The organism is Allobosea sp. 117 (assembly GCF_000702305.1).
Lineage (GTDB): Bacteria > Pseudomonadota > Alphaproteobacteria > Rhizobiales > Xanthobacteraceae > Ancylobacter.
This window is the reverse complement of sequence record NZ_JNLC01000017.1, coordinates 18,957-42,901: the sequence shown is the minus strand read 5'-3', so window position 1 is coordinate 42,901 and position 23,945 is coordinate 18,957. Positions and strand designations below refer to the sequence as shown.

Below are 23,945 nucleotides of genomic sequence, written 5' to 3'. Positions count from 1 at the left end.
GCCCGCTCCTCAGTTCGGCTTCTCGCCGTCGGGGTCCGACGGACGCCAGCCGGTCGCAAGCTTGGCCGCCTGCTCGATCCACTTGTCGCGCGAGGCGCGGCCGCGGAAACCTTCGAGGTTCTGGTCGACCCACTTCAGGTTTTCCTCGGTCCACCCCGCGATCTGCGCGAAGTGATAGATGCCGAGACCATGCAGAACCTGTTCCAGCTTCTCGCCGACGCCCCAGATGAGCGTGAGGTCGTCCGGCTTGCCGTCGCGCGCGGCGGTCAGCACCTCCGGCTTGAAGCTGTCCGGCACCTTCTCCGAATCGGCGTCGCCGGCGGCCTTCACCGCCTCGGCGACCGGCGGCTTGGCGGGCGCGGGGTCGCTCTTGGGCGGGGGCGGCGGCGCGGCGACCGGAGCGGGCTCCGGCGGCTTGGGCTGCGCGTTGCCGGCCGCGCGGGCGGCGATCGCCTCGCGGGCGGCGGCGAGGCCGGCGCCCTGCCCCACCATCGAGCCGTCATAGAGATCGGGCGAGGTCAGCACGCGAAGGCCGGTGATCGGTTCGGACGAACGGCGCCCGTTGCGCGGGCCCGGCGCCGGCTTCTCGCCGCGCGCATAGGCCTCGATGATCGCCTCGAGGTCCTCCGGCGTGAGGTCCTCGTAGACGTCCTTCACCACTTGCACCATCGGCGCGTTCACGCAGGCGCCGGCGCACTCGACCTCCTCCCAGGAGAGATCGCCGTCGGCGGAGAGATGGAAAGGCTCGGGATGGATATGCTTCTTGCAGACCTTGATGAGGTCCTCGGCGCCCTTGAGCATGCAGGGCGTGGTGCCGCAGACCTGGATATGCGCCTTGCGGCCGACCGGCTGGAGCTGGAACTGCGTATAGAAGGTCGCGATCTCGTAGACGCGGATCGGCGCCATATCCAGCATCTCGCCGACATAACGCATCGCCGGCTCGGAAACCCAGCCGCCGGCCTGCTCCTGCGCGCGCATCAGCAGCGGAATGACCGCGCTGGCCTGCCGGCCGGGCGGATACTTCTCGATCGTCTTCCTGGCCCAGTCGAGATTCTCCGCCGTGAAGGCGAAGCCCTCGGGCTGAACCTCCTGCGGCGCTAGCCTGCGGACGGACATGCCGAACCCTTCCGATCGAACCGCCTGGCCAAAGGCTCAGCGGTCCACTTCTCCGAACACGATGTCCAGCGATCCGAGGATCGCTGAGATGTCCGCGAGCATGTAGCCGCGGCAAAGGAAATCCATCGCCTGCAGATGCGCGAAGCCGGGCGCGCGGATCTTGCAGCGATAGGGCTTGTTGGTGCCGTCGGCGACGAGATAGACGCCGAACTCGCCCTTCGGGGCCTCGACCGCGGCGTAGACCTCGCCGGCCGGCACGTGGAAGCCCTCGGTATAGAGCTTGAAATGGTGGATGAGCGCTTCCATCGAGCGCTTCATCTCGCCGCGCTTGGGCGGCACGATCTTGTTGTCGACCGCAGAGACCGGGCCCGGCTCCTTCAGCAGGCGCTCGCAGCACTGGCGCATGATGTGGGCGGACTGCCGCATCTCTTCCATGCGGATGCAATAGCGGTCGTAATTGTCGCAGTTCTTGCCGACCGGAATGCTGAATTCCATCTCGGAATAGCACTCGTAGGGCTGCGCGCGGCGCAGGTCCCACGCCGCGCCGGAGCCGCGCACCATCACCCCCGAGAAACCCCAGGCGAAGGCGTCGGCCAGCGACACGATGCCGATGTCGACATTGCGCTGCTTGAAGATGCGGTTGTCGGTGAGCAGCCCTTCGAGGTCGTCCATGAAGGCCGGGAAGGTATGCGTCCAGGCCAGAATGTCCTCGACCAGCTTGGTCGGCAGGTCCTGGTGCACGCCGCCGGGCCGGAAATAGGCCGCGTGCATGCGCGAGCCGGAGGCGCGCTCATAGAACACCATGAGCTTCTCGCGCTCCTCGAAGCCCCACAGCGGCGGGGTCAGCGCACCGACGTCGAGCGCCTGCGTCGTCACATTGAGCATGTGCGAGAGGATGCGGCCGATCTCGGAATAGAGCACGCGGATGAGCTGGCCGCGCTTCGGCACCTCGATATCGAGCAGCCGCTCGACGCCGAGGCAGAAGGCATGCTCCTGATTCATCGGCGCGACATAGTCGAGCCGGTCGAAATAGGGCATCGCCTGTAGGTAGGTCTTGGTCTCGATCAGCTTCTCGGTGCCGCGATGCAGCAGGCCGATATGCGGATCGACGCGCTCGACCACCTCGCCATCCAGCTCCAGCACAAGGCGCAAAACGCCATGTGCCGCAGGATGTTGCGGCCCGAAGTTGATCTGGAAGTTGCGGACGCTGTGGTCGATTTTCGCCGGCGCGTTCATGATTCTCGCCTCCGCCTCAGCCCGCCTTCGGGGCGGTTGCCTTCTCGTCGCCCGGGAGCACGTAGTCCGGCCCCTCCCACGGCGACAGGAAGTCGAAGTTGCGGAACTCCTGATTGAGCTTCACCGGTTCATAGACCACCCGCTTGCGTTCGTCGTCATAGCGCACCTCGACGAAGCCCGTGGTCGGGAAATCCTTGCGCAGCGGATAGCCGTCGAAGCCGTAGTCGGTCAGCAGCCGGCGCAGCTCCGGATGGCCGGAGAACAGGATGCCGTAGAGGTCATAGGCCTCGCGCTCGAACCACAGCGCGCCGGGAAACACGCCGGTCGCCGATGCAACGGGCGTCGTCTCGTCGGTCTCCACCTTGATCCGGATGCGCGCGTTCAGCGTCGGCGAGAGCAGGTGGTAGACCACATCGAAGCGCTTCTCGCGCTTGGGGTAGTCGACCCCGCATACGTCGATGAAGCTGACGAACCGGCAGGACGGGTCGTCGCGCAGGAAAGAGAGAACCTTGAGGATCTCGGAGGCGGCCGCGGTCACGGTGAGCTCGCCATAGGCGATGTTCACCGCCTCGACCGCGCCGGTCAGGGAATCCGCGACGTGCGCGCCAAGTTCCTTCAGGGTCTCGTCCATCTCGCTCTCGCGCGTCCCTCGTCGTCCCGTCGCTCAGCGCTCGATCGTGCCGGTGCGGCGAATCTTCTTCTGCAGCAGCAGCACGCCATAGAGCAGGGCCTCCGCCGTCGGCGGACAGCCCGGCACGTAGATGTCGACCGGAACGATCCGGTCGCAGCCGCGCACCACGGAATAGGAGTAGTGGTAATAGCCGCCGCCATTGGCGCAGCTACCCATGGAGATGACGTAGCGCGGCTCCGGCATCTGGTCGTAGACCTTGCGGAGCGCGGGAGCCATCTTGTTGGTCAGCGTGCCGGCGACGATCATCACGTCCGACTGGCGCGGCGACGCGCGGGGCGCGAAGCCGAAGCGCTCCACATCGTAGCGCGGCATGGAGGTCTGCATCATCTCCACGGCGCAGCAGGCGAGGCCGAACGTCATCCACATCAGCGAGCCGGTGCGGGCCCAGTTGATGAGCTCGTCGGTCGCGGTGACGAGGAAGCCCTTGTCGGCGAGCTCGTCGTTCACCTCGAGAAAGAACGGATCGTTCGCACCCACCGGCTTGCCGGTATTCGGATCGATGATCCCCCGGGCCGCAGGAGCGACCAGCGGGCCGGCGGCGGGGTCAGTGGCGCTCAATCCCATTCGAGCGCTCCCTTCTTCCACTCATACACGAAACCAACGGTCAGAACCGCGAGGAACACCATCATCGACCAGAAGCCGAACGCGCCGAGTTCCCCGAAGGTGATCGCCCAGGGAAACAGGAAGGCGACTTCGAGGTCGAAGATGATGAAGAGGATCGACACCAGATAGAACCGGACGTCGAACGTCATCCGCGCATCGTCGAACGCATTGAAGCCACATTCGTAGGCCGACAATTTCTCCGGATCGGGCCGGCTATAGGCCAGAAGGAACGGCGAGATCAGCAGCGCCAGGCCGATGACGGCCGACACGCCGATGAAGATCACCACCGGCAGGTATTCCTGAAGCAGGCTGCTCATGGACAGCATTCTCCGCGGCCAGCGTACGCTTTCTGCTTCGCCATTCCGCAGTTGCGAAAAATTCAAAGCACGGCAGGCTTAACGCACCGCACTATGCGAGGCAAGGGCATCCGAAGGGCTTCCTGAGCGTCTGGCATACAGAATTCACAAATTGCGCGGCGAGCGCATTTTTGCCTTCGGAATGGCCGAACCGTGCCGCCGCAACGGCAACCTGACGCCGCCCTGATATGGGGTCTCCCGACCCGTCATGCAACAAATCGCGGGGCGGGGCGGGATACCGCCGGCGGGCACGGAACAATGTGCCGCACTATTGCGGCAGCGGTCCGAAAAGCGATACGGGCGCGCCGTCGCATCGTCGTAGTCACCGGGCGCGACAAAGGGCGCCGAACGACGGCCCTGCTCCGACCTCCCGCTCTTCCCCCCGCCACTTAAATGGCCTAAGCGCCGCGCGGGCTCCCATCAGGTTTTCGCACGCGCATGATCCGTCTCGATTCCATCAGCAAGCAGAACGGCAAGCAGATCGTCTTCATAGAGGCCGCGGCCACGCTGCTCAAAGGCGAGAAGATCGGCCTTGTCGGCCCCAATGGCGCGGGCAAGACGACGCTGTTCCGCATGATCACCGGCGAGGAGGCTCCCGACGAGGGACAGGTGTCGATCGATCGCGGCGTGACGATCGGCTATTTCAGCCAGGATGTCGGCGAGATGTCGGGCCGCAGCGCCGCCGCCGAGGTGATGGACGGCGCTGGCCCGGTGAGCGCGGTTGCGGCCGAGCTGAAGGAGATCGAAGCCGCCTTCGTCGATCCCGAGCAGGCGGACAATATGGACAGCCTCATCGAGCGCTATGGCGAGGTGCAGGCGCGCTTCGAGGAGCTCGGCGGCTACGCGCTGGAAGGCCGCGCCGCCGAGGTGCTCGCCGGCCTCGGCTTCTCGCAGGAGATGATCGACGGCGATGTCGGCAAGCTGTCCGGCGGCTGGAAGATGCGCGTTGCGCTCGCCCGTATCCTGCTGATGCGTCCCGATGTCATGCTGCTCGACGAGCCGAGCAACCATCTCGACATCGAGAGCCTCATCTGGTTGGAGCAGTTCCTTAAAGGTTATGACGGCGCGCTGATGATGACCTCGCATGACCGCGCCTTCATGAACCGCATCGTTACCAAGGTGGTGGAGATCGACGGCGGCGCCCTCACCACCTATTCCGGCGACTACGAGTTCTATGCCCAGCAGCGCGCGCTGAACGAGAAGCAGCAGCAGGCGCAGTTCGAGCGCCAGCAGGCGATGCTCGCCAAGGAGATCGCCTTCATCGAGCGCTTCAAGGCGCGCGCCTCCCACGCCGCGCAGGTGCAGAGCCGCGTGAAGAAGCTCGACAAGATCGAGCGCGTCGAGCCGCCGCGCCGGCGCCAGAGCGTCGCCTTCGATTTCCCCCCGGCGCCGCGCTCGGGCGAGGACGTCGTCAGCCTTAAGGCCGTGCACAAGGGCTATGGCAGCCGGCGCATCTATGAAGGGCTCGACTTCCACGTCCGCCGCCGCGAGCGCTGGTGCGTGATGGGCGTCAACGGCGCCGGCAAGTCGACGCTGCTGAAGCTGGTGGCGGGCGCGACCGATCCCGACACCGGCTCCGTCAGCGTCGGCGGCAGCGTGAAGATGGGTTACTTCGCCCAGCACGCCATGGACGTGCTGGATGGCGAGCGCACCGTCTTCGAGACGCTGGAGGATAGCTTCCCGCAGGCCGGACAGGGCTCCTTGCGCACGCTCGCCGGCTGCTTCGGCTTCTCCGGCGACGATGTCGAGAAGCGCTGCCGGGTGCTTTCCGGCGGCGAGAAGGCCCGGCTGGCGATGGCCAGGATGCTCTACGATCCGCCGAATTTCCTCGTGCTGGACGAGCCGACCAACCATCTCGACATCGGCACCAAGGAGATGCTGATCGCCGCGCTGGCGGCCTATGAGGGCACCATGCTGTTCGTCTCGCACGACCGCCACTTCCTCGCGGCGCTGTCGAACCGGGTGCTGGAGATCACCCCCGACGGCGTCCACCAATATGGCGGCGGCTACACCGAATATGTCGCCCGCACCGGCCAGGAAGCACCCGGCCTGCGCAACTGACCGGACGGACGACGGACCTTGCCCGGCAGGACATCGCCCCTGCCCGCGGCGCCGAATCTTCGATGACGATGCCGCGCACGCGGCGACGAAAACGGAATGGGCCTTCCCGCACGAACCGCGCGGCAGGCAGCTTTAACGATGTCATTTGGAAATGGCGGGAGTGACGGGGCTCGAACCCGCGACCTCCGGCGTGACAGGCCGGCGCTCTAACCAACTGAGCTACACCCCCGAACGACGGGTCATGTGACCTCGCGTCGAGTGCGGCGCGTGTTAAGGCACGGCTTCGGGGGTGTCAAGCACGGCGGGTGCCTTTGCAGGGGATTGTCCCTCAGCCGGGCAGTTGCGGCCGACGCGACGCCAGCACTTCCTCCGCCAGGGTCTTGCCGGCGATAAGCAGCGGCACGGCAAGGAAGGTGCCGACCGGCCCCCACAGCCAGGTCCACACCGCCATCGACAGGAAAACGCTGAACGGATTGAGCGACACCCGCCGGCCGACGATCAGCGGCGTCAGGAAGTGCCCCTCGATGCTGGTGATGAGAACGAAGATCGCCGCCGCCGCCACGCCGTGCAGGATGGTCGGGAAGGTGATCAGGCCCACCGCCGCCAATATGACGGTCATCGCCGCCGGCCCGACATAGGGGATGTAGTTCAGCACGCAGGCCAGCACGCCCCACAGCACCGGGTTGGGCATTCCGAGCACCCAGGTCAGCAGCATGGTCGCGAGGCCGAGGCCGATATTGATGCAGGTGGCGACGACGAGATAGGTGCCGAGGCGTTGCTCGATGGCGCGGAAGATGCGCAGGGTCGCCAGCCGCATCGGCCGAGGATTCATCGCCTGCACCAGCTTGCGCTTGATCTGCACCCGACCGGCGAGGAAGAACAGCAGCGAGCCGAAGAACAGCACGAATTCACCGATGGCGGGCGTCACCACGCTCATCATGCTCTGCAACACGGTCGAATCGGCGATGTCGACCTGAAGCGGCGCCTTCGCCGGCCGCCCGATGGATTCCACCGCATCGACGAAAGACGAGACGGTCTGGAGAATCGGCTGCAGCGACCGGAAGCGCTCGCGCATGGCGCTGCCGATTTCCGGCGCCCGGCCGATCCAGTCGGAAAGCGGCGCGGTGACCATGGCGGCGACGCCGTAGAACAGGCTGGCCAGCAGCAGCACAATGAGGGTGGAAGCGAGCCAGGTGGGAATGCCCCGCCGGCTCAAGGCCTCGATCCCCGGCCCGATCACGCTGCCGATGATGACCGCCGCGACCACCGGTATCAGCACCGCCCGCGCCGCGGCGAGTGCCGCGCACAGCGCCAGCACCGCGATCACCATGATCGCGATCTGGGTGAGGCGCCCCCAGAGCCGCTCGACATGCTCCGCATGCGATCCCGCCTCCGTCACGCCGAGGGTCGAGCGCGTCTGGGCCGGCAAATCGTATCGCGCATCCATGTCGTCCCCCGAAGCCGAGCAGGATGGCAGCGGTGGCATGTTCCTGCCCGGCTAGAACACTGGGCAGCGTCGGCGGTTCCGATGCGCGCAATTAACCATCCGGCGACATGCGACGATCCGCCCGCCCTCTGATATTGCATCGCAGATAAGCTTTGTGCAGTGCAAACACTCGCATTCGGCGCCCTCGAACGCCTCGCCGGCCGCTGTCTTGGCCTGGTCGCATAAATCCTGCATGCTTATCGCGCCGCGGCGTGCGCAGGGTACGGGCCTTCTCGGCCCCGGGATTTGGCCGAATAGACGGCAAGGTGCGGCGACGGAGAGTAGACGGAGAGTATCATGCTTAGTCCTTCCCCGGTCGTCCCAGTCATCCTCGCCGGCGGCAGCGGTTCGCGCCTGTGGCCGGTCTCCCGCGACAGCCTGCCGAAGCAGTTCCAGCCGCTGGCGAGCGAACGCACGCTGTTCCAGGAGACGCTGGAGCGGGTGTCGGATCGTTCGCTGTTCGCCGCGCCCCTGGTGCTGACGCATGAGGATTTCCGCTTCTTCGCCCGCCGTCAGGCCGCCGAGATCGGCATCGACGTCACCGTGGCGCTGGAACCGGCGCGCCGAGACTCCGGTCCCGCCCTCATCGCCGCGGCGCTGATCGCCCAGCGGCTCGCCGGCGAGAACTGCCTCGTGCTGGCGCTGGCCGCCGATCACGTCGTGCTCGATCACGACCGCTTCGTCGACGCCTGCCGCACCGCCGCCCTCACCGCCAGCGACGGTCATATCGTCACCTTCGGCATCAACCCGACCGAGCCGCGCACCTCCTACGGTTACATCCGCACCGGCGCCGCCCTCGAGCAGGCCGGCGCGCACGCGGTCGATGCCTTCGTCGAGAAGCCGGACGCGGCCGTCGCCGCCCGCTATGTCGAGGAAGGCTATCTCTGGAACTCCGGCAACTTCCTGTTCCCGGCGTCCCTGCTCATCGAGGAGGCCGAGCGCTTCGAGCCGGAGATCGTCGCGGCGGTGCGCGAAGCGGTCGAGACCGCCAATGACGACCTCGGCTTCATCCGCCTCGACGCCAAGGCGTTCGGCGCCTCTCCCGCCAAGTCGATCGACTATGCGGTGATGGAGCGGACCAACCGCGCCGCCGTGGTCGCCGGCAATTTCCGCTGGTCGGACATCGGTAGCTGGGACGCCCTGCACGGCCTCACGCCCGGCGATGCCGCCGGCAACGTCACGCGCGGCCCGGTCACGCTGCTCGACAGCACGAATTCCTATGTGCACTCCGAAGGCCCGCTGATTGCCGGCATCGGCCTCGAGGGCATGTCGATCGTGGCGACCGAGGACGCGGTGCTGGTCATGCCGTCCAACCGCGCGCAGGACGTCAAGCCGCTGGTCGCCAAGCTGAAATCCGAGCGCCACAATGCCGCCTCCGAGCACATCAAGGCGCATCGCCCCTGGGGCACCTACCAGACCATCTGCCGCGGCGACCGCTTCCACGTGAAGAAGATCGTCGTCGAGCCGGGCGGACGCCTGTCGCTGCAGAAGCATCACCACCGCGCCGAGCACTGGATCGTGGTCAAGGGCACCGCCGAGGTGACTCTGGACGACAAGGTGTTCGAGGTGCGGGAGAACGAGTCGACCTATCTGCCGCTCGGCGGCGTCCACCGGCTTGCCAATCCCGGCAAGATCCCGCTGGAGCTCATCGAGGTGCAGACTGGCTCCTATCTCGGCGAAGACGACATCGTCCGCTTCGAGGATGTCTACAACCGTAGCTGAGCCCTCCTGAAGGCGGGCCGCTCCCGGGGCACCACGCATGCACGTCGCGATGATCGGCACCGGCTATGTCGGCCTCGTGTCGGGAGCCTGCTTTGCCGATTTCGGCCATTCGGTCGTCTGCGTCGACCGTGACGAGACCAAAATCGACGCGCTCAGGCGGGGCGTCATGCCGATCTACGAGCCCGGCCTCGACGACCTCGTCGCGCGCAATGTGCGGCAGGGGCGGCTCACCTTCCAGACCGAGCTCGCCCCCGCCGTCGCCGCCGCCGATGCGGTGTTCATCGCGGTCGGCACGCCCTCGCGGCGCGGCGACGGCCACGCGGACCTCTCCTATGTCCACGCGGCCACGCGGGAGATCGCCAAGGCCTGCCGCGGCTTCACCGTCATCGTGACGAAGTCGACCGTGCCGGTCGGCACCGGCGATCAGGTCGAGCGCATCGCGCACGAGGTGGCCCCCGACGCTGACATCGCGGTGGTCTCCAATCCCGAATTCCTGCGGGAGGGCGCGGCGATACAGGACTTCAAGCGCCCGGACCGGATCGTCGTCGGCACTGAGGACGAGCGCGCCCGCGCAGTGATGACGGAGCTCTACCGGCCGCTGTTCCTGAACGCGTCGCCGCTGCTGTTCACCAGCCGGCGCACCTCCGAGCTCATCAAATACGCGGCCAACGCCTTCCTCGCGACCAAGATCACCTTCATCAACGAAATCGCCGATCTGTGCGAGAAGGTCGGCGCCAACGTGCAGGACGTGGCGCGCGGCATCGGGCTGGACAACCGCATCGGCTCCAAGTTCCTGCACGCCGGCCCCGGCTATGGCGGTTCCTGCTTTCCGAAGGACACGCTGGCTCTGGTGCGCACCGCGCAGGAATCGGGAGCGCCGCTGCGCCTTGTCGAGACCGTGGTCGGCGTCAACGACGCGCGAAAGTCGGCCATGGCGCGCAAGGTGGTGCAGGCCCTGAACGGCGAGGTGCAGGGCGCCACCGTGGCGATGCTCGGGCTCACCTTCAAGCCCAACACCGACGACATGCGCGAGGCGCCCTCCATCGCCATCGTCCATTCGCTGCTCGACAAAGGCGCCCGCGTGCGCGCCTATGACCCCGAGGGCATGGCGGAGGCGCGCAAGGTGCTGCCCGGCGAGGTCACCTATGCGAAGGATGCCTATGACTGCGCCGAGGGCGCCGACGCCCTGGTCCTCGTGACCGAGTGGGACGCCTTCCGGGCACTGGATTTCAAGCGCATCAAGGAGCTTCTGAAACGTCCCGTGGTGGTCGACCTGCGCAATATCTACCGGCCGCAGGAAATGGCCGCGCACGGCTTCGTCTATGAGAGCGTGGGGCGTCCCCAGCCTACCGCGTGAGCCGGGTCGCCGGGATCGTGCGGATTGCATCCGGGGCACAGGAACCTTATTGACGCTCCATACAAATGACCGGCAGCCGGCGCATCCTGCGTTTGCCTGACCCGCGAAGGAATCGAGATTGGCCACGGTGAGCCTGCAGAAATCCGTCGATACCTCGACCCCTCAAGCGGACGTCGATCCGCTCCAGACGAGCCTGCGCCGGACGCTTCGGATCGAGGCGAAGGGGCTTGCCGCGCTGGACGAGCTGCTTGACGGCCCGCTCGGCGAAGCGACGGGCCGGGCGATCGCGCTGATCGAGCAGGCGCGCGGCCGCGTCATCGTCACCGGCATGGGCAAGAGCGGCCACATCGGCCGCAAGATCGCCGCAACGCTCGCCTCCACCGGCACCCCTGCCCTGTTCATGCACGCCGGCGAGGCGAGCCATGGCGACCTCGGCATGGTGACGCCGGACGACGTGATTCTCGCTCTCTCCTGGTCCGGCGAGACCGCCGAGCTCAGCGACATCGTGCACTACTGCAAGCGCTTCGCCGTTCCGCTGCTGGCCATCACCTCGAATGGCGACAGCTCGCTGAGCCGCGCCGCCGATGTCGAGCTGACCTTGCCCCGCGTCGAGGAGGCATGCCCGAACGGGCTCGCACCGACCACCTCGACCCTGATGCAGCTCGCCTTCGGCGATGCGCTGGCCGTGGCCCTGCTCGAACGGCGCGGCTTCACCGCCTCGGACTTCCACATCTTCCACCCGGGGGGCAAGCTCGGCGCCAGGCTCCTGAAGGTCTCCGACCTGATGCACCACGGCGACGCTATACCCCTGGTTGCGATCGGCACGCCGATGAGCGAGGCGCTCATCGAAATCACCGGCAAGCGCTTCGGCTGCTGTGGCGTGGTCGACACAGCCGGCCGGCTGTGCGGGATCGTCACCGACGGTGACCTGCGCAGGCATATGAGCACGGACCTCCTCGGCCAGCCGGTGGACGGTGTCATGACCCGCTCGCCGCACTCGGTCGCCCCCGGCGAGCTCGCCAGCGCCGCGCTCGGCATGATGAGCCGCGGCAAGATCACCGTCTTGTTCGTCGTGAGCGAAGGCGCCCCCGTAGGCGTGCTCCACATCCATGATGTTCTGCGCGCCGGCGTGGTCTGAGCCGCGCAACCCGTCTTCTTCAGGAGCCTCGACATGAGCGCAATCGGCGCCAATCCGGTCGTCACCGTCGGCGGCGTGCGCTTCGGCAATGCCCTGCCGCTCGCGCTCATCGCCGGCCCCTGCCAGCTCGAAAGCCGGCAGCACGCGCTCGAATGTGCCGCGGCGATCAAGGAGATCGCGACGGCGCGCAACGTCGGCGTCGTCTTCAAGACCTCCTTCGACAAGGCCAACCGCACCTCGATCAAGGGCGCGCGTGGCATCGGCCTCGAGGCTGCCCTGCCGATCTTCGCGGAGATCCGCGAGACCTACGGCATGCCGGTGCTGACCGATGTGCACGAGATCGAGCAATGCGCCCCGGTCGCCGAGGCGGTCGACGTGCTGCAGATCCCCGCCTTCCTCTGCCGCCAGACCGACCTGCTGATCGCCGCGGCGCGGACCGGACGCGTGGTCAATGTGAAGAAGGGCCAGTTCCTCGCGCCATGGGACATGGCGAACGTGGTCGCCAAGCTGACCGACAGCGGCAATCCCGACGTGCTGGTCACCGAGCGCGGCGTCTCCTTCGGCTACAATACGCTGGTCACCGACATGCGGGCGCTGCCGATCATGGCGGAGAAGACCGGCGCGCCGGTGATCTTCGACGCCACCCACTCTGTGCAGCAGCCGGGCGGCCAGGGTACCTCCTCGGGCGGCCAGCGCGAATTCGTGCCGGTGCTGGCCCGCGCGGCAGTGGCGGTCGGCGTCGCTGGCGTCTTCATAGAGACCCACCCCGATCCGGACCACGCGCCCTCGGACGGGCCGAACATGGTGCCGCTGAAGGATTTCGCTGCGCTGGTGGCGCGGCTGCAGGCCTTCGACGCCGTCGCCAAGGCCGGCTGAGCGGGGGGGCCGTCCGGCCCCGACGAAACGCCGCAAGGCGCCGACACTCCCGCATCACATTGCAGGCTGATAAGCTTGCGCGGGCGCCGGAAATCCGGCGCAGCTCAAGGCTCCGCGCGGCATGAACCCAGTGTCCTACACCCGTTCCGCGCATGGTGCGCCGGTCCTCGTCACCGGCGCGGCGGGCTTCATCGGCTTTCACATCGCGCGCAGGCTGCTGCAGGCGGGCACGCCGGTCCACGGCGTCGATAACCTCAACGACTATTACGACCCCGCGCTGAAGCGCGCGCGCCTCGCCGAGCTGGGCAAGCTGCCGGGCTTCAGCTTCGAGCGGCTCGATCTCGCCGACCGTGCCAGTACCGCCGACCTGTTCGCCCGCCTCGCGCCACGCCGGGTGGTTCACATGGCCGCCCAGGCGGGCGTGCGCCATTCGATCGCCAACCCGCACGCCTATGTCGATTCGAATCTTGTCGGCTTCCTCAACCTGCTCGAGGGCTGCCGCCACGCCGAGGTCGGGCATCTGCTCTATGCCTCGTCCAGTTCGGTCTACGGCGCCAATACCGCCCTGCCCTTCTCGATCCACCAGAATGTCGATCACCCCGTGAGCCTCTACGCCGCGACCAAGAAGGCGAACGAGCTCATGGCGCACAGCTACAGCCATCTCTACGGCCTGCCGACGACCGGGCTGCGCTTCTTCACCGTCTACGGGCCGTGGGGACGGCCGGACATGGCGATGTTCCTCTTCACCGACGCGATCCTCGCTGGCCGCACCATCGACATCTTCAACAACGGCGCCATGCTGCGCGACTTCACCTATATCGACGATGTCGTCGAGGCGGTGGTGCGGCTCGTCGACCGGCCGGCGACGCCGAATCCCTCATGGGACGGCGCGGCGCCCGATCCCGGCACCTCGCTCGCCCCCTACCGGCTCTACAACATCGGCAACAGCGATCCGGTCGAGCTGATGACCCTCGTCGCCGCGCTGGAGAAGGCGACCGGCAGGACGGCCCGCAAGCGGTTCCTTCCCATGCAGCCGGGCGACGTTCGCGCGACCTTCGCCGACGTCCACGATCTCGCCGAAGCGGTCGACTTCGCCCCGCGCACTTCCATCGAGGAAGGCACCCGTCGATTCGTGGAATGGTACTGTGCCTATTACGCGCCGAGCATGGCGACGGCCTTCTGATGGCAATGGACGGCACCCCGCATTCCGCCGAGAGCGTGCCGGCGATGGCCGCCATCCCGCCGGGCATGCGCGTCTATGCGATCGGCGACATTCACGGCCACGCCGACCTGCTCGACATGATGCATGAGGGCATCGCGCAGGACCTCGACCGGCGCCCGGTCGAGCACAGCGTGATCGTCTATCTCGGCGACTATGTCGATCGCGGGCCGGATTCGGCGGGCGTCATCGAGCGTCTCCGGTACACCCGGCTCGGCGACGAGCGCATCATGCTGCGCGGCAATCACGAGCAGGTGCTGCGCGCCTTCGTCGCCGACCCGCTGGTGATGCTGCACTGGCAGGCCTTCGGCGGCATCGAAACGCTCGCCTCCTACGGCATCGCGCCGCCGGGCGTGCTCAATGACGCCGCGTTCCGGCAGATGCACCGGGCCTTCCTCGACGCGCTGCCGCCCGAACATCTGGCCTTTCTCGACAGCCTCGGCGACCAGGCGGTGATCGGCGACTATTTCTTCTGCCATGCCGGCGTCCGGCCCGGCGTGCCGCTCGACCGGCAGGAGCCGGAGGACCTACTGTGGATCCGCGAGCCTTTCCTGTCCAGCCGCGCGGATTTCAGCAAGGTCGTGGTGCACGGCCACACGCCGGTGCCATTGCCCGAGCGACGCCGGAACCAGATCAATGTCGACACCGGGGCCTTCCGCACCGGACGCCTCACCGCCGCGATCATCGAGGGTACCGAGGTCGGCTTCATGCAGGCGCGGCGCTAGAGCCGGTCCAATATCAAGGCGTGGGGCCGGGAACCGGGCTCGATGACCGGCCGCTCATCCAGTAGACGATCAGCCCGATCCACTCCCTGACCGCGAGGTCCAGCTCGGCGAGCCCGCCCGCGACCGAGCGGTTGAGCTTCCACAGCCCGGCACCGCCGGTCGTGCGGTAATCGACGGGATAGGCAACCACCTCGAACCCGGCCGCGCGGAAGCTGCCGACGGCGCGCGGCATGTGATAGGCGGAGGTGACCAGCAGCCAGCGCTCGCCGGCGTTCGGCTGCGCCAGAGCCTTGGCGAGGCGTGCATTCTCGTCGGTGTTGCGCGCCTGCTCCTCCATCATCACCCGCCCGACCGGAATGCCGAGCGCCGGCAGTGCCAGCCGCATCGTCTCGCTTTCCTTCGGCGGCTGTTCCTCCAGCGAACCGCTGGCGCCGGTGAACAGCAGCCGCGCGGATGGGTAGCGCCGCGCGAGGTCGGCAAAGGCGATCACCCGTTCGCCGGCCTCCTGAAAGGCCGGCTGCCCGCGCGCTGCGGTGATCGCCGGCAGCTCGGCGCCGCCGAGCAGCACGACGCCGTCGACCGGCCGTCCATCGTCGATGAAGGTGGGAAAGCGCTCCTCGAGCGCGTTCGTCAGGAGCGCGCCGACGGGAAGCAGGCCGCCTGCCAGCAGGCCGAAGGCGCCCACCGCCGCGAGCGAAAGTCCGGCGCGACGCCGCCAGGGCGCCAGCACAAGCCCGAGACAGGCGAGCAGCGTCAGGAAGGTCGATGGGACGATCAGCAGCCAGACGATCTTTGAGACGTGGAAGAACACCGGCGCCTACCGTGCGGAGCTCGTCACGGTTCCGCGCACCCATTGCCGCGGTACGGTATCGCCCGACACATTCGCGGTCCGGGCGATCAGCGTCTCGATATGCGACGCGGGTGCCGCCGCCCCAAACAGGAAACCCTGGACATTGTGGCAGCCGACCGTCTGCAGGTAGCGCAGTTGCTCGCGGGTCTCGACGCCCTCGGCGGTGACGGTGATGCCGAGCGCGCGGGCAAGGCGCACCACGCAGTCGATGATGGCCGGCGCATCGTCGCTGCGACCGATGTTCTGGGTGAAGCTCTTGTCGATCTTGATGGAATCGACGCGGAAGCGGCGGATGTAGCCGAGCGAGGAATAGCCGCTGCCGAAATCGTCGAGCGCGATGCGCACGCCGCGGCTGCGCAGCCCCGCGAGCTCGTTGAACGCGTCGGGATGATTGCCGAACAACAGGTTCTCGGTGATCTCGATCTCCAGCCGGCGCGGATCGAAGCCGGTCTCCTCGAGGATCTCGCCGATGCGGAGCGTGAGGTTCCGCAGGCGGAAATCGACCGGCGAGAGATTCACGCCGAGCTTGAGATTTCCCCAGTTGCGCGCCTGCTGGCAGGCTCGGCGCAGCACCCACATGTCGAGCTCGGTCACCAGCCCGGCCTGCTCGGCGATGGGCATGAACTCAGCCGGCGGGATCGCCCCGCGGGTCGGGTGCATCCAGCGCACCAGCGCCTCGCAGCCGATCAGGGTCTCGCCGTCCGCGGCGAGCTGCGGCTGATAGTGGACCTCCAGCCCACCATGCTTGAGCGCGTGGGCGAGCTCGATCTCCACCTCGCGGCGGTGGCGCAGATCGCTTTCCATCTCCGGCTGAAACAGGCGGAACGCCCCCCGCCCCTCCGCCTTCGCCCGGTAGACGGCGATGTCGGCGAGCCGGATCAGCTCATTGGCCGACAGGCCGTGGTCCGGCGCCACCGTGGCGCCGATCGAGCCGCCGATCATCAGCGTCTGGCCGGCCACCTGAATGGGTTCGGCCAGGGTCGCGAGGAGGGCCTCGCCGTGACGCTCGATCTCGGCGTCGTCGCTGCTGACAGGAATGAGCAGCACGAACTCGTCGCCGCCGAAGCGGGCGGCAAGCCCGCCCTTGCCGACCCGCGCGTTCAGGCGGCTGCCGACCTCCGCGAGCAGCAGGTCGCCGAAATGGTGGCCGAGCGTGTCGTTGATGTCCTTGAAGCCGTCGAGGTCGACGAAGAACAGGGCGAGGCGGCTGCAGGGCGTCACCTGCGTGAGCCGGTCGGCCAGCACGCGCATGAGCATCGCGCGATTGGCGAGGCCGCACAGCGGATCGATATAGGCGAGCCGTGAGGCCAGCGCCTCGCTCTCGGCGAGGTCGTAGGTCGCCCGCCGGGCATACCACAGCACGATCGCCGCGGCGGCGAGCAGGAGGACGGCGGTGCCGATGAGGGCGGGTAGTAGCGCCCCCAGCAGAAGGCTGCCGGGATTTTCGGGAATCCAGGTGAGCCAGGCGGGCCGCGCGTTGGGATCGGCGAACGGAATGGGCACGCCCATCCGGTCGTCCGCCGGCATCGCTTCCGCCAGTTGCGGCCCGGTGACGTGCAGCTCGCTCGCCAGCCCGCCGAGGAACTTGCCCTCGAGGAACAGGACCGTCACCGCGACCGGCGGCGACCGGGTGGGGGAAATCACCCGGCCATAGTCCGGCGTGATGCTGATGGCGCCGATCAGCACCGGCCGGCCTTCGTGGCGCACATAGCCGGCGCGGAACACCGGCGGGACGGTCGGGCTGGCGCTGGCGTCGGGCGGGTCGCCCCGCTGCTCCACCTCGGCCGCCACCCGCGCCGCGTTCGCCATATAGGCGTCCTGCACTTGGCGGACGAGCGGCATGATCGCCGCCGCGTCGAAGGGGGCCTTCTCCGGAGGCACAAGCTCGCCGTCGATCGCCGCGTATCCGACCCGGCTGTCGAGCACGATGTAGGAACGGTCGTGCTTCTGCGAATCGTGCAGCCAGCGCCCGAAATTGCGGTGTACCCAGTCGACGTCGAGGAAATAGGCGGTGCGCAGCACCGACTCGTCCCAATGCGCGAAGCTCGCCAGATCGCGCTCCAGCGATGCGGCCCGACGCTCCAGCGTCTCGGTGACGAGCTCGCTCCAGCGCTGCCGCGACGCCGCGTCGATGCGCTCGGCCGCCACCAGCGAGAAGGCGCCCATCGCCGCGATGGCCGCCACCACCACGAGCGCCACCGCGATGATGATGCGATCGCCGGGCCCGGCAAAACGGGGTATCGCGGCCCGCTTCCTGCCCTTGGGCGAGGCGGCCGGCTCATCGCCGCCTGAGGCTTCGCCAAGGTTCATCACGGCTTCCGATGCCACGAAATTCGAATCGTCGCTAACGACTAAACCGTGGCATTGTAAATGTCAGCCGATCCGCCGCATCAAAACCAGAGCGATGCGATGCCGAGGAAGGCGAAAAAGCCGACGACGTCGGTGATGGTCGTCACGAACGGCCCGGAGGCTACCGCCGGATCGACCTTAATCCGCGCCAGCGCGAGCGGAATGAGGATGCCGCCCAGCGCCGCCGCGATCAGATTGATGATCATCGCCAGAGCGATGACGAAGCCGAGATCCGCGATGCCGAACCGTGCGAACACCACCACCGCCATGATGACAGCGAAGGCGACGCCATTGAACAGGCCGACCAGCAGCTCGCGCGCGATGACCCGGCCGGCGTTGCTGGGGCGCAATTCGCGGGTCGCGAGCGCGCGCACCGCGACCGTCATGGTCTGCGTGCCCGCATTGCCGCCCTGGCTGGCGACGATCGGCATCAGCACCGCGAGGGCGACCATGCGCTGCAGCTCGCCCTCGAACAGCGCGATGACGAAGGAGGCGACATTGGCGGCGATCAGGTTGAGCAGGAGCCAGGAGAAGCGGCTCTTGGCGATGTACCAGAAGCTGTCGGAGAGCTCCTCGTCGCCGGCCACGCCGCCCAGCGCCTTCAGGTCCTCGTCGGCCTCCTCCTGGATGACGTCGACGATGTCGTCGACCGTCAGCACGCCGACCAGCCGGCTGGCATCGTCGACGACCGGCGCCGAGATCAGGTTGTAGCGTTCGAAGACCCGCGCCACGTCCTCCTGGTCGTCGGTCGCCTTCACCACATGCCGGTCCGGCATCACCACTTCGGCGAGCTTCACGCCGCGCTTGGTGCGCAGCAGCCGGTCGAGGGGCACCGAGCCGGTGAGACGATAGGTCGGATCGACGACGAAGACCTCGAAGAAGGTCTCCGGCAGGCCCTCCGTCTCGCTGATGTAGTCGAGCGTCTGACCGACGGTCCAGAACGGCGGCACCGCTATGAACTCGGTCTGCATGCGGCGGCCGGCGCTCTCCTCGGGATAATCGAGGCTGCGCTGCAGCGCCGCGCGTTCCAGCATGGGCAGTTGGCCGAGAATCTCCTGCTTCTCGGCGTCGTCGAGGTCCTCAAGGATGTAGACGGCGTCGTCGGAATCGATGTCCCGCACGCCTTCCGCCACCGTCTCGACGGGCAGTTCCTCGAGGATCTGCACGCGGACCGTCTCGTCGAGCTCGGTCAGCGCGGTGAAGTCGAAATCGGCGCCGAGCAGCGTGATCAGCTTCGGCCGGTCGGCGGCCGGAAGCGCCTCGATCAGCGCGCCGACATCGGCCTCGTGCAGGTCGGCGACGTGAGCACGCAGCGCCGCCGCGTCCTCGCGCGCGATCGCCTCCGATACGCGCTCGACGAAAGCCGGATCGTCACCCGCCGGCCGATTCTCTTCGGGCGGACGCGGCGGCGGGACGGCAAGCTCGGTCTCTTCGGCCATACCGCTCTCCAGCTCGAACCCGGGACCGGATCATGTTGCGCAAAAATGAAGGGCTTTTGCGACGAGAGCATGCTCCAACCCGTTGAGAGAGAGCACTTCCTGTCGTTCAGGCGGTTCCGCCCGAACGGGAAGCACCGCGGAGGAACAGCGCCCTTCTATGGAGCCGTACGGCGAAACGCAATGCGCCCGACGGCACGAATGGTGCGCTGCGCAACGTCAGGTCGGATATTGTCTTGCGGGTTTCGCTGCACTCGCGAATGATGCTGGCATTCCAGTTCACAGCATGCGCCGGGGGGCACGCGATGCGGCATCTGCGAATCGTCGTGCACGGCCGCGTGCAGGGTGTCGGCTATCGCGCATGGCTGGCCGAGGAGGCGCGCCGGCGCGGCATCGAGGGCTGGGCGCGCAACCGCTCCAACGGCACCGTCGAGGCCGTGCTCGGCGGCGCGGATGCGGCCATCGACCAGCTTCTTGACGTGTGTCGCGAGGGGCCGCCGGCGGCTCAGGTGACGGATATCGAGACGCACCGGGCCGACGCCGCCTCGGCCGCCCTGCGCCCCGCCGGAACCCGCTTCGGCGTCCTGCCCACCCTCTAACCCCCTCAGGCGTCCGAGGTCGGGCCGAACACCTCCTCGAACGCCGCCCGCAGCGCGGCATCCGCCTCGCTCAACCCGACCGGCAGGCCGAGATCGACAAGGCTCGTCACGCCGTGCTCGCGCACGCCGCAGGGCACGATGCCGCCGAAATGCGAGAGATCGGGATCGACGTTCAGCGCGACGCCGTGCAGCGTCACCCAGCGGCGCACGCGGATGCCGATCGCGGCGATCTTGTCCTCGGCCTCGCCCGGCTTGGTCGGCCGGCGCACCCAGACGCCTACGCGGTCCTCGCGCCGCTCGCCGCGGACATGGAACGACCAGAGCGCGCGGATCAGCCATTCCTCCAGCGCCGCGACATAGCGGCGGAGGTCCTGGCCACGGCGCTTCAGGTCAAGCATCACATAGGCGACCCGCTGGCCCGGGCCGTGATAGGTGAACTGCCCGCCCCGCCCGCTCTGGAACACCGGGAAGCGGTTCGCCTCCACGAGATCTTCCGGCCGCGCGCTGGTGCCCGCCGTGTAGAGCGGCGGGTGCTCCAGCAGCCATACCGTCTCCTTCCCCCGCCCCGCGGCGATGGCGTCGACGAGAAGGTCCATCTCGGCGAGCGCGTCAGGATAGGCGACCAGCCCCTCCGACACGCGCCAGCGTACCGGCGGCGAGCCGTCGAGCGCACGGAAGGTCGTTTCGAGATCGTCGCGCGCCTGTCGCGCCGGAATATCGAGATGGCTCATGGCGCACAGATAATCATCCGCTTCGCGAATGTCTGCATAGGGCCGTGAAGCGCGATCGAACCACCGCCGCGGGCCTTGTGGAGCCGGAGTCGATCTGTTAGACGATGGCCGCCCGCGCCGGGCCCCGCCTTTGGCGGCCCCGGCATTCGGGAATGCGGTCGTGGCGGAATTGGTAGACGCGCTGCCTTGAGGTGGCAGTGGGTAACACCGTGGAGGTTCGAGTCCTCTCGACCGCACCATTTCAGGAATAAGCAGACAGGAACGGCGGCCCTCGGGCCGCCGTCGTCGTTTGGGCTATTGCGCGATGCCGCTCGCGGCCATGGGGGCGTTCGGCACGACGTGCACGATCCTGTAGCCGCGCTCCTTCAAGGCATGCAGGAAGGCCGGCAGCATCTTCACCGTCTGCGCCCGCGTGTCATGGAACAGGATGATGCCGCGGCCGGCATGGTCGAGGCGCTCCATCACCAGCTTGAGCTCCTCCTCCGGTGTCATCGGGTTCCAGTCGCTGGCCCACAGGTCGGCGCCGAACACCGCGAATCCGCGCTTCGTCATGTAGTCCAGCAGCGCCGGGGAGGAACCGAATCCGGGGAAGCGGAAGAACGGCACCCGTGCCTGCGCCGAGACGCTGCCATAGGCCGCCTTCTCGTCAGCCGAGATGCCGCGCTCGATGTCGGCGACCGCCTTGTCGAACGGCAGGTCAGCCAGCGTCATCGGATGCGTCATGCTGTGATGGCCGAGCGTATGTCCTTCCGCGACAATGCGCTTTGCCAGCGCCGGATGGGCTGCCGCGTTCTGGCCGACAAGGAAGAAGGTGGCGTGCACGCACTCATCCGCCAGCGCCTTCAGCACCTTGGGCGTGAGGTTGGGCAGCGGACCGTCGTCGAAGGTGAGCACCACCTCGCCCTGCTCCAGCGGCAGGCTCTGTGGGAAGTGCTTGAGGCCGAGCTGCTGGCCGGCCGGCTCGATGGCGAGCGTGCGCGCGGTGCCGAGCCGGCCCTCGCAGGCCTGCGCCGCCCGGGCATGTTCAGCGCTCAGGATCAAGCTACTGAAAAGAACGAGAAAAAGCGCGGCGCGCCGCGCGAGGCGAGACATCGGCTGTCCATCCATTTGCGCTGCACACCCCATAAGCCATGGGCGCCGTCACGGCCAGCGCGCAAATGGTCTCAAGCCTCCGCGCGACGCCGAGGCCCCGCGCGACATGGCCGATCGGAACGATCTCAGGCGGCGCGGTCGAGCAGGGCGCGGAGCGAATCCTCCAGCATTACCGTCTCGGTGACCAGAAGCGTCTTGAGCGCCCGCGTCGCGCGGCTCACCCGCCCGTCGCGCAGGATGCGCTCGGCGAGCCAGTTGGCGCTGCCCGGCGAAAGCGACACCGACTCGACCAGGCTGGCGGGATCCGGCCGATAGCCAGCCGCCGCGAGCAGATCAAGGCCCGGCAGCAGGTTGCGCGAGATCTCGGCCTGCAGCGCGCCACGACGCGAGCCGACGCCATGGCCGGAGGCGGCACGCAGGTGCTGCATCAGCGCGCGCAGGAACAGCGGCTCGAAATCGGCGTCGTTGGTGGCATCGATGGTAGCGTCGTGGATGTCGAACAGCGCATCCGCCTCGGCGCGGGAGACCGGGCGCCCCTCCCCGCCGCCGCCGGCGATCAGGATACGGCGCATGAGCGCGACGTCACCCGCATCGACCACCCGGCTGAAATGCACGCGGCCCGCCGCCAGCGGCCCCTCGCCGGTGATGATGGCGGTGCGCAACTGCCGCAACGCGAAGGCAGGCAGCGACGGCGCGACCGAACGCGCACCTTCCATCACGCGCAGGAGAAGCGGAAGTCCCCGCGGGCTCTCGACGAGGCTGCCGTTTGGCGCCAGCTCGCTCATCAGCCAGTCCGCCTTCTCGACATCGACGATGTCGACCGGGCTCGCCTGCCGGAGCAGATAGGAGGAAACCGCCTCGGCGAAGAACGCCGCCCATTCCGGCGCATCCGCCGCCACCAGGCGGTCGAAGGCGATGAGATCGGCGACATCCGCCGGGTTCGCCGCGCCGCCCTCGAACATGGACCGGCTCAAATAGGCGACGTCGGCGGCTGCCGCCGCGCCGACCGAGCCACGACCGCACCGCCTGCTGAACTGCTCGCTCACGGGAGAGCCTCCGCTTTATAGGATTTTAAGCAATTTTGCGGGGCGGAAGTTACCGAGCGGTTACCAATCGTGGCCGGGCCGGTGGATAGAACAAAAGAATTAGAACGACTTAGGAACAAAGCGGGTGATTCGTTTCCCTGCCCTGATCGGCGCCGGGTTTCGCGCGCTCAGCTCTCCGGCGCGTCGACGATCGGGTCGTAGTGCGAGGCGTCGAAGCCCAGCACCGCCCAGCTCTGCTGCATGTGCGGAGGCAGCGGCGCGGAGACGTCGATCACCCCCTCGCGCGGGTGCGGGATGACCAGCCGGCGCGCCAGAAGATGCAGCCGGTTCTGCAGCCCGCCGGGCAGCGGCCAGTTCTCGATGTCGAAATATTTGGGGTCCCCGACGATCGGATGGCCGATATGGGCGGCATGGGCGCGCAGTTGGTGCGTGCGCCCCGTCACCGGCTTCAGCGACAGCCAGGAGAGCTTCTGCGCCGCCTGGTCGACCACGGCGTAGTAGGAGACGGCGTGGCTCGCCTCGTCGTCGCCATGGCGAGCGACGCGCATCCTCTCGGCGCCCTCGTCCTTGGCGAGATAGGTCGAGATGCGCCCCTGCCGCGGCTTCGGCACGCCCGGTACCAGCGCCCAGTAGATCTTTCGGGCGGCGCGCGAACGGAACGTCTTGGCGAGCGTCGAGGCGGCGAGCCGCGACTTGGCGATGAGCAGGATGCCGGAGGTGTCCTTGTCGATGCGGTGCACAAGGCGCGGCTTCTGCCCATCCTCGGTGCGCAGCGATTCCATCAGACCGTCGATATGGCGATAGGTGCCCGAGCCGCCCTGCACGGCGAGGCCATAGGGCTTGTTCAGCACCATCACATCGCGATCCTCGTAGAGCGTGATGGATTTGAGGAAGACCGCGTCCTTGTCGTCGGCCACGGCGCGCTTCACAGCCGGCGCCGCCGGACGGAAGCCGCCCTGCGCCACCGCACGCGGCACGCGCGGCGGCGCTTCGCCGCGCGCCTCGGCCTCCTGCGCGTCGAGAAAATCGGCGGCGGAGGCCTGCGGCTTCTCCTCCAGCGGCGGAATGCGGATGCTCTGGCCGGCGGAAAGGCGCGTATTGCTCTTCACCCGCCCGCCATCGACCCGCACCTGCCCGCTGCGCAGCAGCTTCTGCAGATGACCGAAGGCGAGATCGGGGAAATGCGTCTTGAACCAGCGGTCCAGCCGCATCCCCTCCTCGTCGCGATCGACGCTGCGTGTCTCGACGGCCATGTG

The 23,945-nt window shown here is 67.7% G+C and carries 21 protein-coding genes and 2 tRNA genes; 9 read left to right on the top strand and 14 right to left on the bottom strand.

Going from position 1 to position 23,945, the window contains the following annotated elements; translation table 11 throughout:
* Positions 1 to 9: 9 nt before the first annotated feature.
* Genes nuoE through U742_RS0118645 form a run of 5 tightly spaced genes read right to left on the bottom strand, consistent with a single transcriptional unit; the run spans position 10 to position 3,963 of the window.
* The gene (nuoE, locus tag U742_RS22255) at positions 10 to 1,116 is read right to left on the bottom strand and encodes an NADH-quinone oxidoreductase subunit NuoE (RefSeq protein ID WP_029355786.1); all 1,107 of its coding nucleotides are present in this window, start codon (positions 1,114 to 1,116) and stop codon (positions 10 to 12) included.
* Positions 1,117 to 1,152: 36 nt separating this feature from the next.
* Positions 1,153 to 2,352: an NADH-quinone oxidoreductase subunit D gene (locus U742_RS0118660; protein WP_029355784.1), complete on the bottom strand. Its 1,200-nt coding sequence runs from the start codon at positions 2,350 to 2,352 to the stop codon at positions 1,153 to 1,155.
* A 16-nt stretch (positions 2,353 to 2,368) separates the two neighbouring features.
* Positions 2,369 to 2,983, bottom strand: coding sequence for an NADH-quinone oxidoreductase subunit C (locus U742_RS0118655; RefSeq protein WP_029355782.1), 615 nt, complete (start codon positions 2,981 to 2,983; stop codon positions 2,369 to 2,371).
* Positions 2,984 to 3,016: 33 nt separating this feature from the next.
* Entirely contained in the window at positions 3,017 to 3,607 is a 591-nt protein-coding gene (locus tag U742_RS0118650) for a NuoB/complex I 20 kDa subunit family protein (RefSeq protein WP_029355780.1), read from the bottom strand.
* A complete protein-coding gene (locus U742_RS0118645) occupies positions 3,598 to 3,963 on the bottom strand; it encodes an NADH-quinone oxidoreductase subunit A (RefSeq protein ID WP_029355778.1) in 366 nt (121 codons plus the stop codon). Before U742_RS0118645 ends, U742_RS0118650 begins: the two co-directional genes overlap by 10 nt.
* Positions 3,964 to 4,440: 477 nt before the next feature.
* Between U742_RS0118645 and U742_RS0118640 the strand changes: the two genes are divergently transcribed.
* Positions 4,441 to 6,063, top strand: coding sequence for an ABC-F family ATP-binding cassette domain-containing protein (locus U742_RS0118640; RefSeq protein ID WP_029355776.1), 1,623 nt, complete (start codon positions 4,441 to 4,443; stop codon positions 6,061 to 6,063).
* Between the two features lie 152 nt (positions 6,064 to 6,215).
* Here the strand turns inward: U742_RS0118640 and U742_RS0118635 are convergent.
* Both U742_RS0118635 and U742_RS0118630 read right to left on the bottom strand, forming a co-directional pair.
* Positions 6,216 to 6,292: transfer RNA gene (locus tag U742_RS0118635), tRNA-Asp, on the bottom strand.
* A 99-nt stretch (positions 6,293 to 6,391) separates the two neighbouring features.
* Positions 6,392 to 7,510, bottom strand: coding sequence for an AI-2E family transporter (locus U742_RS0118630; protein ID WP_029355774.1), 1,119 nt, complete (start codon positions 7,508 to 7,510; stop codon positions 6,392 to 6,394).
* A 336-nt stretch (positions 7,511 to 7,846) separates the two neighbouring features.
* Here U742_RS0118630 and U742_RS0118625 point away from each other — a divergent pair, with 336 nt between their 5' ends.
* The 6 genes from U742_RS0118625 (at position 7,847) to U742_RS0118600 (ending at position 14,586) form a co-directional block, all read left to right on the top strand.
* Positions 7,847 to 9,271: a mannose-1-phosphate guanylyltransferase/mannose-6-phosphate isomerase gene (locus U742_RS0118625; RefSeq protein WP_029355772.1), complete on the top strand. Its 1,425-nt coding sequence runs from the start codon at positions 7,847 to 7,849 to the stop codon at positions 9,269 to 9,271.
* Between the two features lie 37 nt (positions 9,272 to 9,308).
* On the top strand, positions 9,309 to 10,628 hold the full coding sequence (locus U742_RS0118620; RefSeq protein ID WP_029355770.1) for a UDP-glucose dehydrogenase family protein: 1,320 nt from the start codon (positions 9,309 to 9,311) through the stop codon (positions 10,626 to 10,628).
* A gap of 244 nt (positions 10,629 to 10,872) precedes the next feature.
* Positions 10,873 to 11,766 (top strand): KpsF/GutQ family sugar-phosphate isomerase, encoded by an 894-nt coding sequence (locus tag U742_RS0118615; protein WP_282568334.1) that lies wholly within the window; start codon positions 10,873 to 10,875, stop codon positions 11,764 to 11,766.
* A gap of 33 nt (positions 11,767 to 11,799) precedes the next feature.
* Positions 11,800 to 12,642: a 3-deoxy-8-phosphooctulonate synthase gene (gene kdsA, locus U742_RS0118610; protein WP_029355766.1), complete on the top strand. Its 843-nt coding sequence runs from the start codon at positions 11,800 to 11,802 to the stop codon at positions 12,640 to 12,642.
* A gap of 130 nt (positions 12,643 to 12,772) precedes the next feature.
* Positions 12,773 to 13,825, top strand: a complete 1,053-nt coding sequence (locus U742_RS0118605; protein ID WP_029355764.1) for an NAD-dependent epimerase — start codon at positions 12,773 to 12,775, stop codon at positions 13,823 to 13,825.
* On the top strand, positions 13,825 to 14,586 hold the full coding sequence (locus U742_RS0118600) for a metallophosphoesterase family protein (RefSeq protein WP_248310421.1): 762 nt from the start codon (positions 13,825 to 13,827) through the stop codon (positions 14,584 to 14,586). The genes U742_RS0118605 and U742_RS0118600 overlap by 1 nt, the downstream gene beginning before the upstream one ends.
* A 13-nt stretch (positions 14,587 to 14,599) precedes the next feature.
* Here U742_RS0118600 and U742_RS0118595 read toward each other — a convergent pair whose 3' ends face one another.
* The 3 genes from U742_RS0118595 to mgtE all read right to left on the bottom strand — a co-directional run bounded on the left by U742_RS0118595 (position 14,600) and on the right by mgtE (position 19,224).
* Positions 14,600 to 15,397, bottom strand: coding sequence for a YdcF family protein (locus tag U742_RS0118595; RefSeq protein WP_029355760.1), 798 nt, complete (start codon positions 15,395 to 15,397; stop codon positions 14,600 to 14,602).
* A 6-nt stretch (positions 15,398 to 15,403) separates the two neighbouring features.
* Positions 15,404 to 17,746, bottom strand: a complete 2,343-nt coding sequence (locus tag U742_RS22670) for a putative bifunctional diguanylate cyclase/phosphodiesterase (RefSeq protein WP_051661328.1) — start codon at positions 17,744 to 17,746, stop codon at positions 15,404 to 15,406.
* An 80-nt stretch (positions 17,747 to 17,826) separates the two neighbouring features.
* The gene (gene mgtE, locus U742_RS0118585; protein WP_029355756.1) at positions 17,827 to 19,224 is read right to left on the bottom strand and encodes a magnesium transporter; all 1,398 of its coding nucleotides are present in this window, start codon (positions 19,222 to 19,224) and stop codon (positions 17,827 to 17,829) included.
* A gap of 302 nt (positions 19,225 to 19,526) precedes the next feature.
* Between mgtE and U742_RS0118580 the strand changes: the two genes are divergently transcribed.
* Entirely contained in the window at positions 19,527 to 19,820 is a 294-nt protein-coding gene (locus U742_RS0118580; RefSeq protein ID WP_029355754.1) for an acylphosphatase, read from the top strand.
* A 5-nt stretch (positions 19,821 to 19,825) separates the two neighbouring features.
* Here the strand turns inward: U742_RS0118580 and lipB are convergent, their stop codons facing one another.
* Positions 19,826 to 20,551: a lipoyl(octanoyl) transferase LipB gene (lipB, locus tag U742_RS0118575; protein WP_029355752.1), complete on the bottom strand. Its 726-nt coding sequence runs from the start codon at positions 20,549 to 20,551 to the stop codon at positions 19,826 to 19,828.
* Between the two features lie 154 nt (positions 20,552 to 20,705).
* On the opposite strand from lipB, the gene U742_RS0118570 reads away from it, so the two are divergent.
* Positions 20,706 to 20,790, top strand: a tRNA-Leu gene (locus tag U742_RS0118570).
* A 55-nt stretch (positions 20,791 to 20,845) separates the two neighbouring features.
* Here the strand turns inward: U742_RS0118570 and U742_RS0118565 are convergent.
* From U742_RS0118565 to U742_RS0118555, 3 genes are all read right to left on the bottom strand, one after another.
* The gene (locus tag U742_RS0118565; RefSeq protein ID WP_248310420.1) at positions 20,846 to 21,592 is read right to left on the bottom strand and encodes a polysaccharide deacetylase family protein; all 747 of its coding nucleotides are present in this window, start codon (positions 21,590 to 21,592) and stop codon (positions 20,846 to 20,848) included.
* 176 nt (positions 21,593 to 21,768) lie between these two features.
* A complete protein-coding gene (locus tag U742_RS0118560) occupies positions 21,769 to 22,689 on the bottom strand; it encodes a hypothetical protein (RefSeq protein WP_156034271.1) in 921 nt (306 codons plus the stop codon).
* A 167-nt stretch (positions 22,690 to 22,856) separates the two neighbouring features.
* Positions 22,857 to 23,942 carry an RluA family pseudouridine synthase gene (locus U742_RS0118555; RefSeq protein ID WP_029355747.1) on the bottom strand — a complete coding sequence of 362 codons (1,086 nt, stop codon included), beginning with the start codon at positions 23,940 to 23,942 and terminating at the stop codon, positions 22,857 to 22,859.
* Positions 23,943 to 23,945: the final 3 nt, after the last annotated feature.

What these genes read in the sequence shown, in the direction of transcription:
- lipB (WP_029355752.1), bottom strand. Translation starts at nt 20,551, where the DNA reads ATGAGCCATCTCGATATTCCGGCGCGACAGGCGCGCGACGATCTCGAA.
- U742_RS0118645 (WP_029355778.1), bottom strand. Translation starts at nt 3,963, where the DNA reads ATGAGCAGCCTGCTTCAGGAATACCTGCCGGTGGTGATCTTCATCGGC.
- U742_RS0118630 (WP_029355774.1), bottom strand. Translation starts at nt 7,510, where the DNA reads ATGGATGCGCGATACGATTTGCCGGCCCAGACGCGCTCGACCCTCGGC.
- U742_RS0118600 (WP_248310421.1), top strand. Translation starts at nt 13,825, where the DNA reads ATGGCAATGGACGGCACCCCGCATTCCGCCGAGAGCGTGCCGGCGATG.
- U742_RS0118580 (WP_029355754.1), top strand. Translation starts at nt 19,527, where the DNA reads ATGCGGCATCTGCGAATCGTCGTGCACGGCCGCGTGCAGGGTGTCGGC.
- U742_RS0118555 (WP_029355747.1), bottom strand. Translation starts at nt 23,942, where the DNA reads ATGGCCGTCGAGACACGCAGCGTCGATCGCGACGAGGAGGGGATGCGG.
- U742_RS0118655 (WP_029355782.1), bottom strand. Translation starts at nt 2,983, where the DNA reads ATGGACGAGACCCTGAAGGAACTTGGCGCGCACGTCGCGGATTCCCTG.
- U742_RS0118625 (WP_029355772.1), top strand. Translation starts at nt 7,847, where the DNA reads ATGCTTAGTCCTTCCCCGGTCGTCCCAGTCATCCTCGCCGGCGGCAGC.
- nuoE (WP_029355786.1), bottom strand. Translation starts at nt 1,116, where the DNA reads ATGTCCGTCCGCAGGCTAGCGCCGCAGGAGGTTCAGCCCGAGGGCTTC.
- kdsA (WP_029355766.1), top strand. Translation starts at nt 11,800, where the DNA reads ATGAGCGCAATCGGCGCCAATCCGGTCGTCACCGTCGGCGGCGTGCGC.
- U742_RS22670 (WP_051661328.1), bottom strand. Translation starts at nt 17,746, where the DNA reads ATGAACCTTGGCGAAGCCTCAGGCGGCGATGAGCCGGCCGCCTCGCCC.
- U742_RS0118660 (WP_029355784.1), bottom strand. Translation starts at nt 2,352, where the DNA reads ATGAACGCGCCGGCGAAAATCGACCACAGCGTCCGCAACTTCCAGATC.
- U742_RS0118640 (WP_029355776.1), top strand. Translation starts at nt 4,441, where the DNA reads ATGATCCGTCTCGATTCCATCAGCAAGCAGAACGGCAAGCAGATCGTC.
- U742_RS0118620 (WP_029355770.1), top strand. Translation starts at nt 9,309, where the DNA reads ATGCACGTCGCGATGATCGGCACCGGCTATGTCGGCCTCGTGTCGGGA.
- U742_RS0118650 (WP_029355780.1), bottom strand. Translation starts at nt 3,607, where the DNA reads ATGGGATTGAGCGCCACTGACCCCGCCGCCGGCCCGCTGGTCGCTCCT.
- mgtE (WP_029355756.1), bottom strand. Translation starts at nt 19,224, where the DNA reads ATGGCCGAAGAGACCGAGCTTGCCGTCCCGCCGCCGCGTCCGCCCGAA.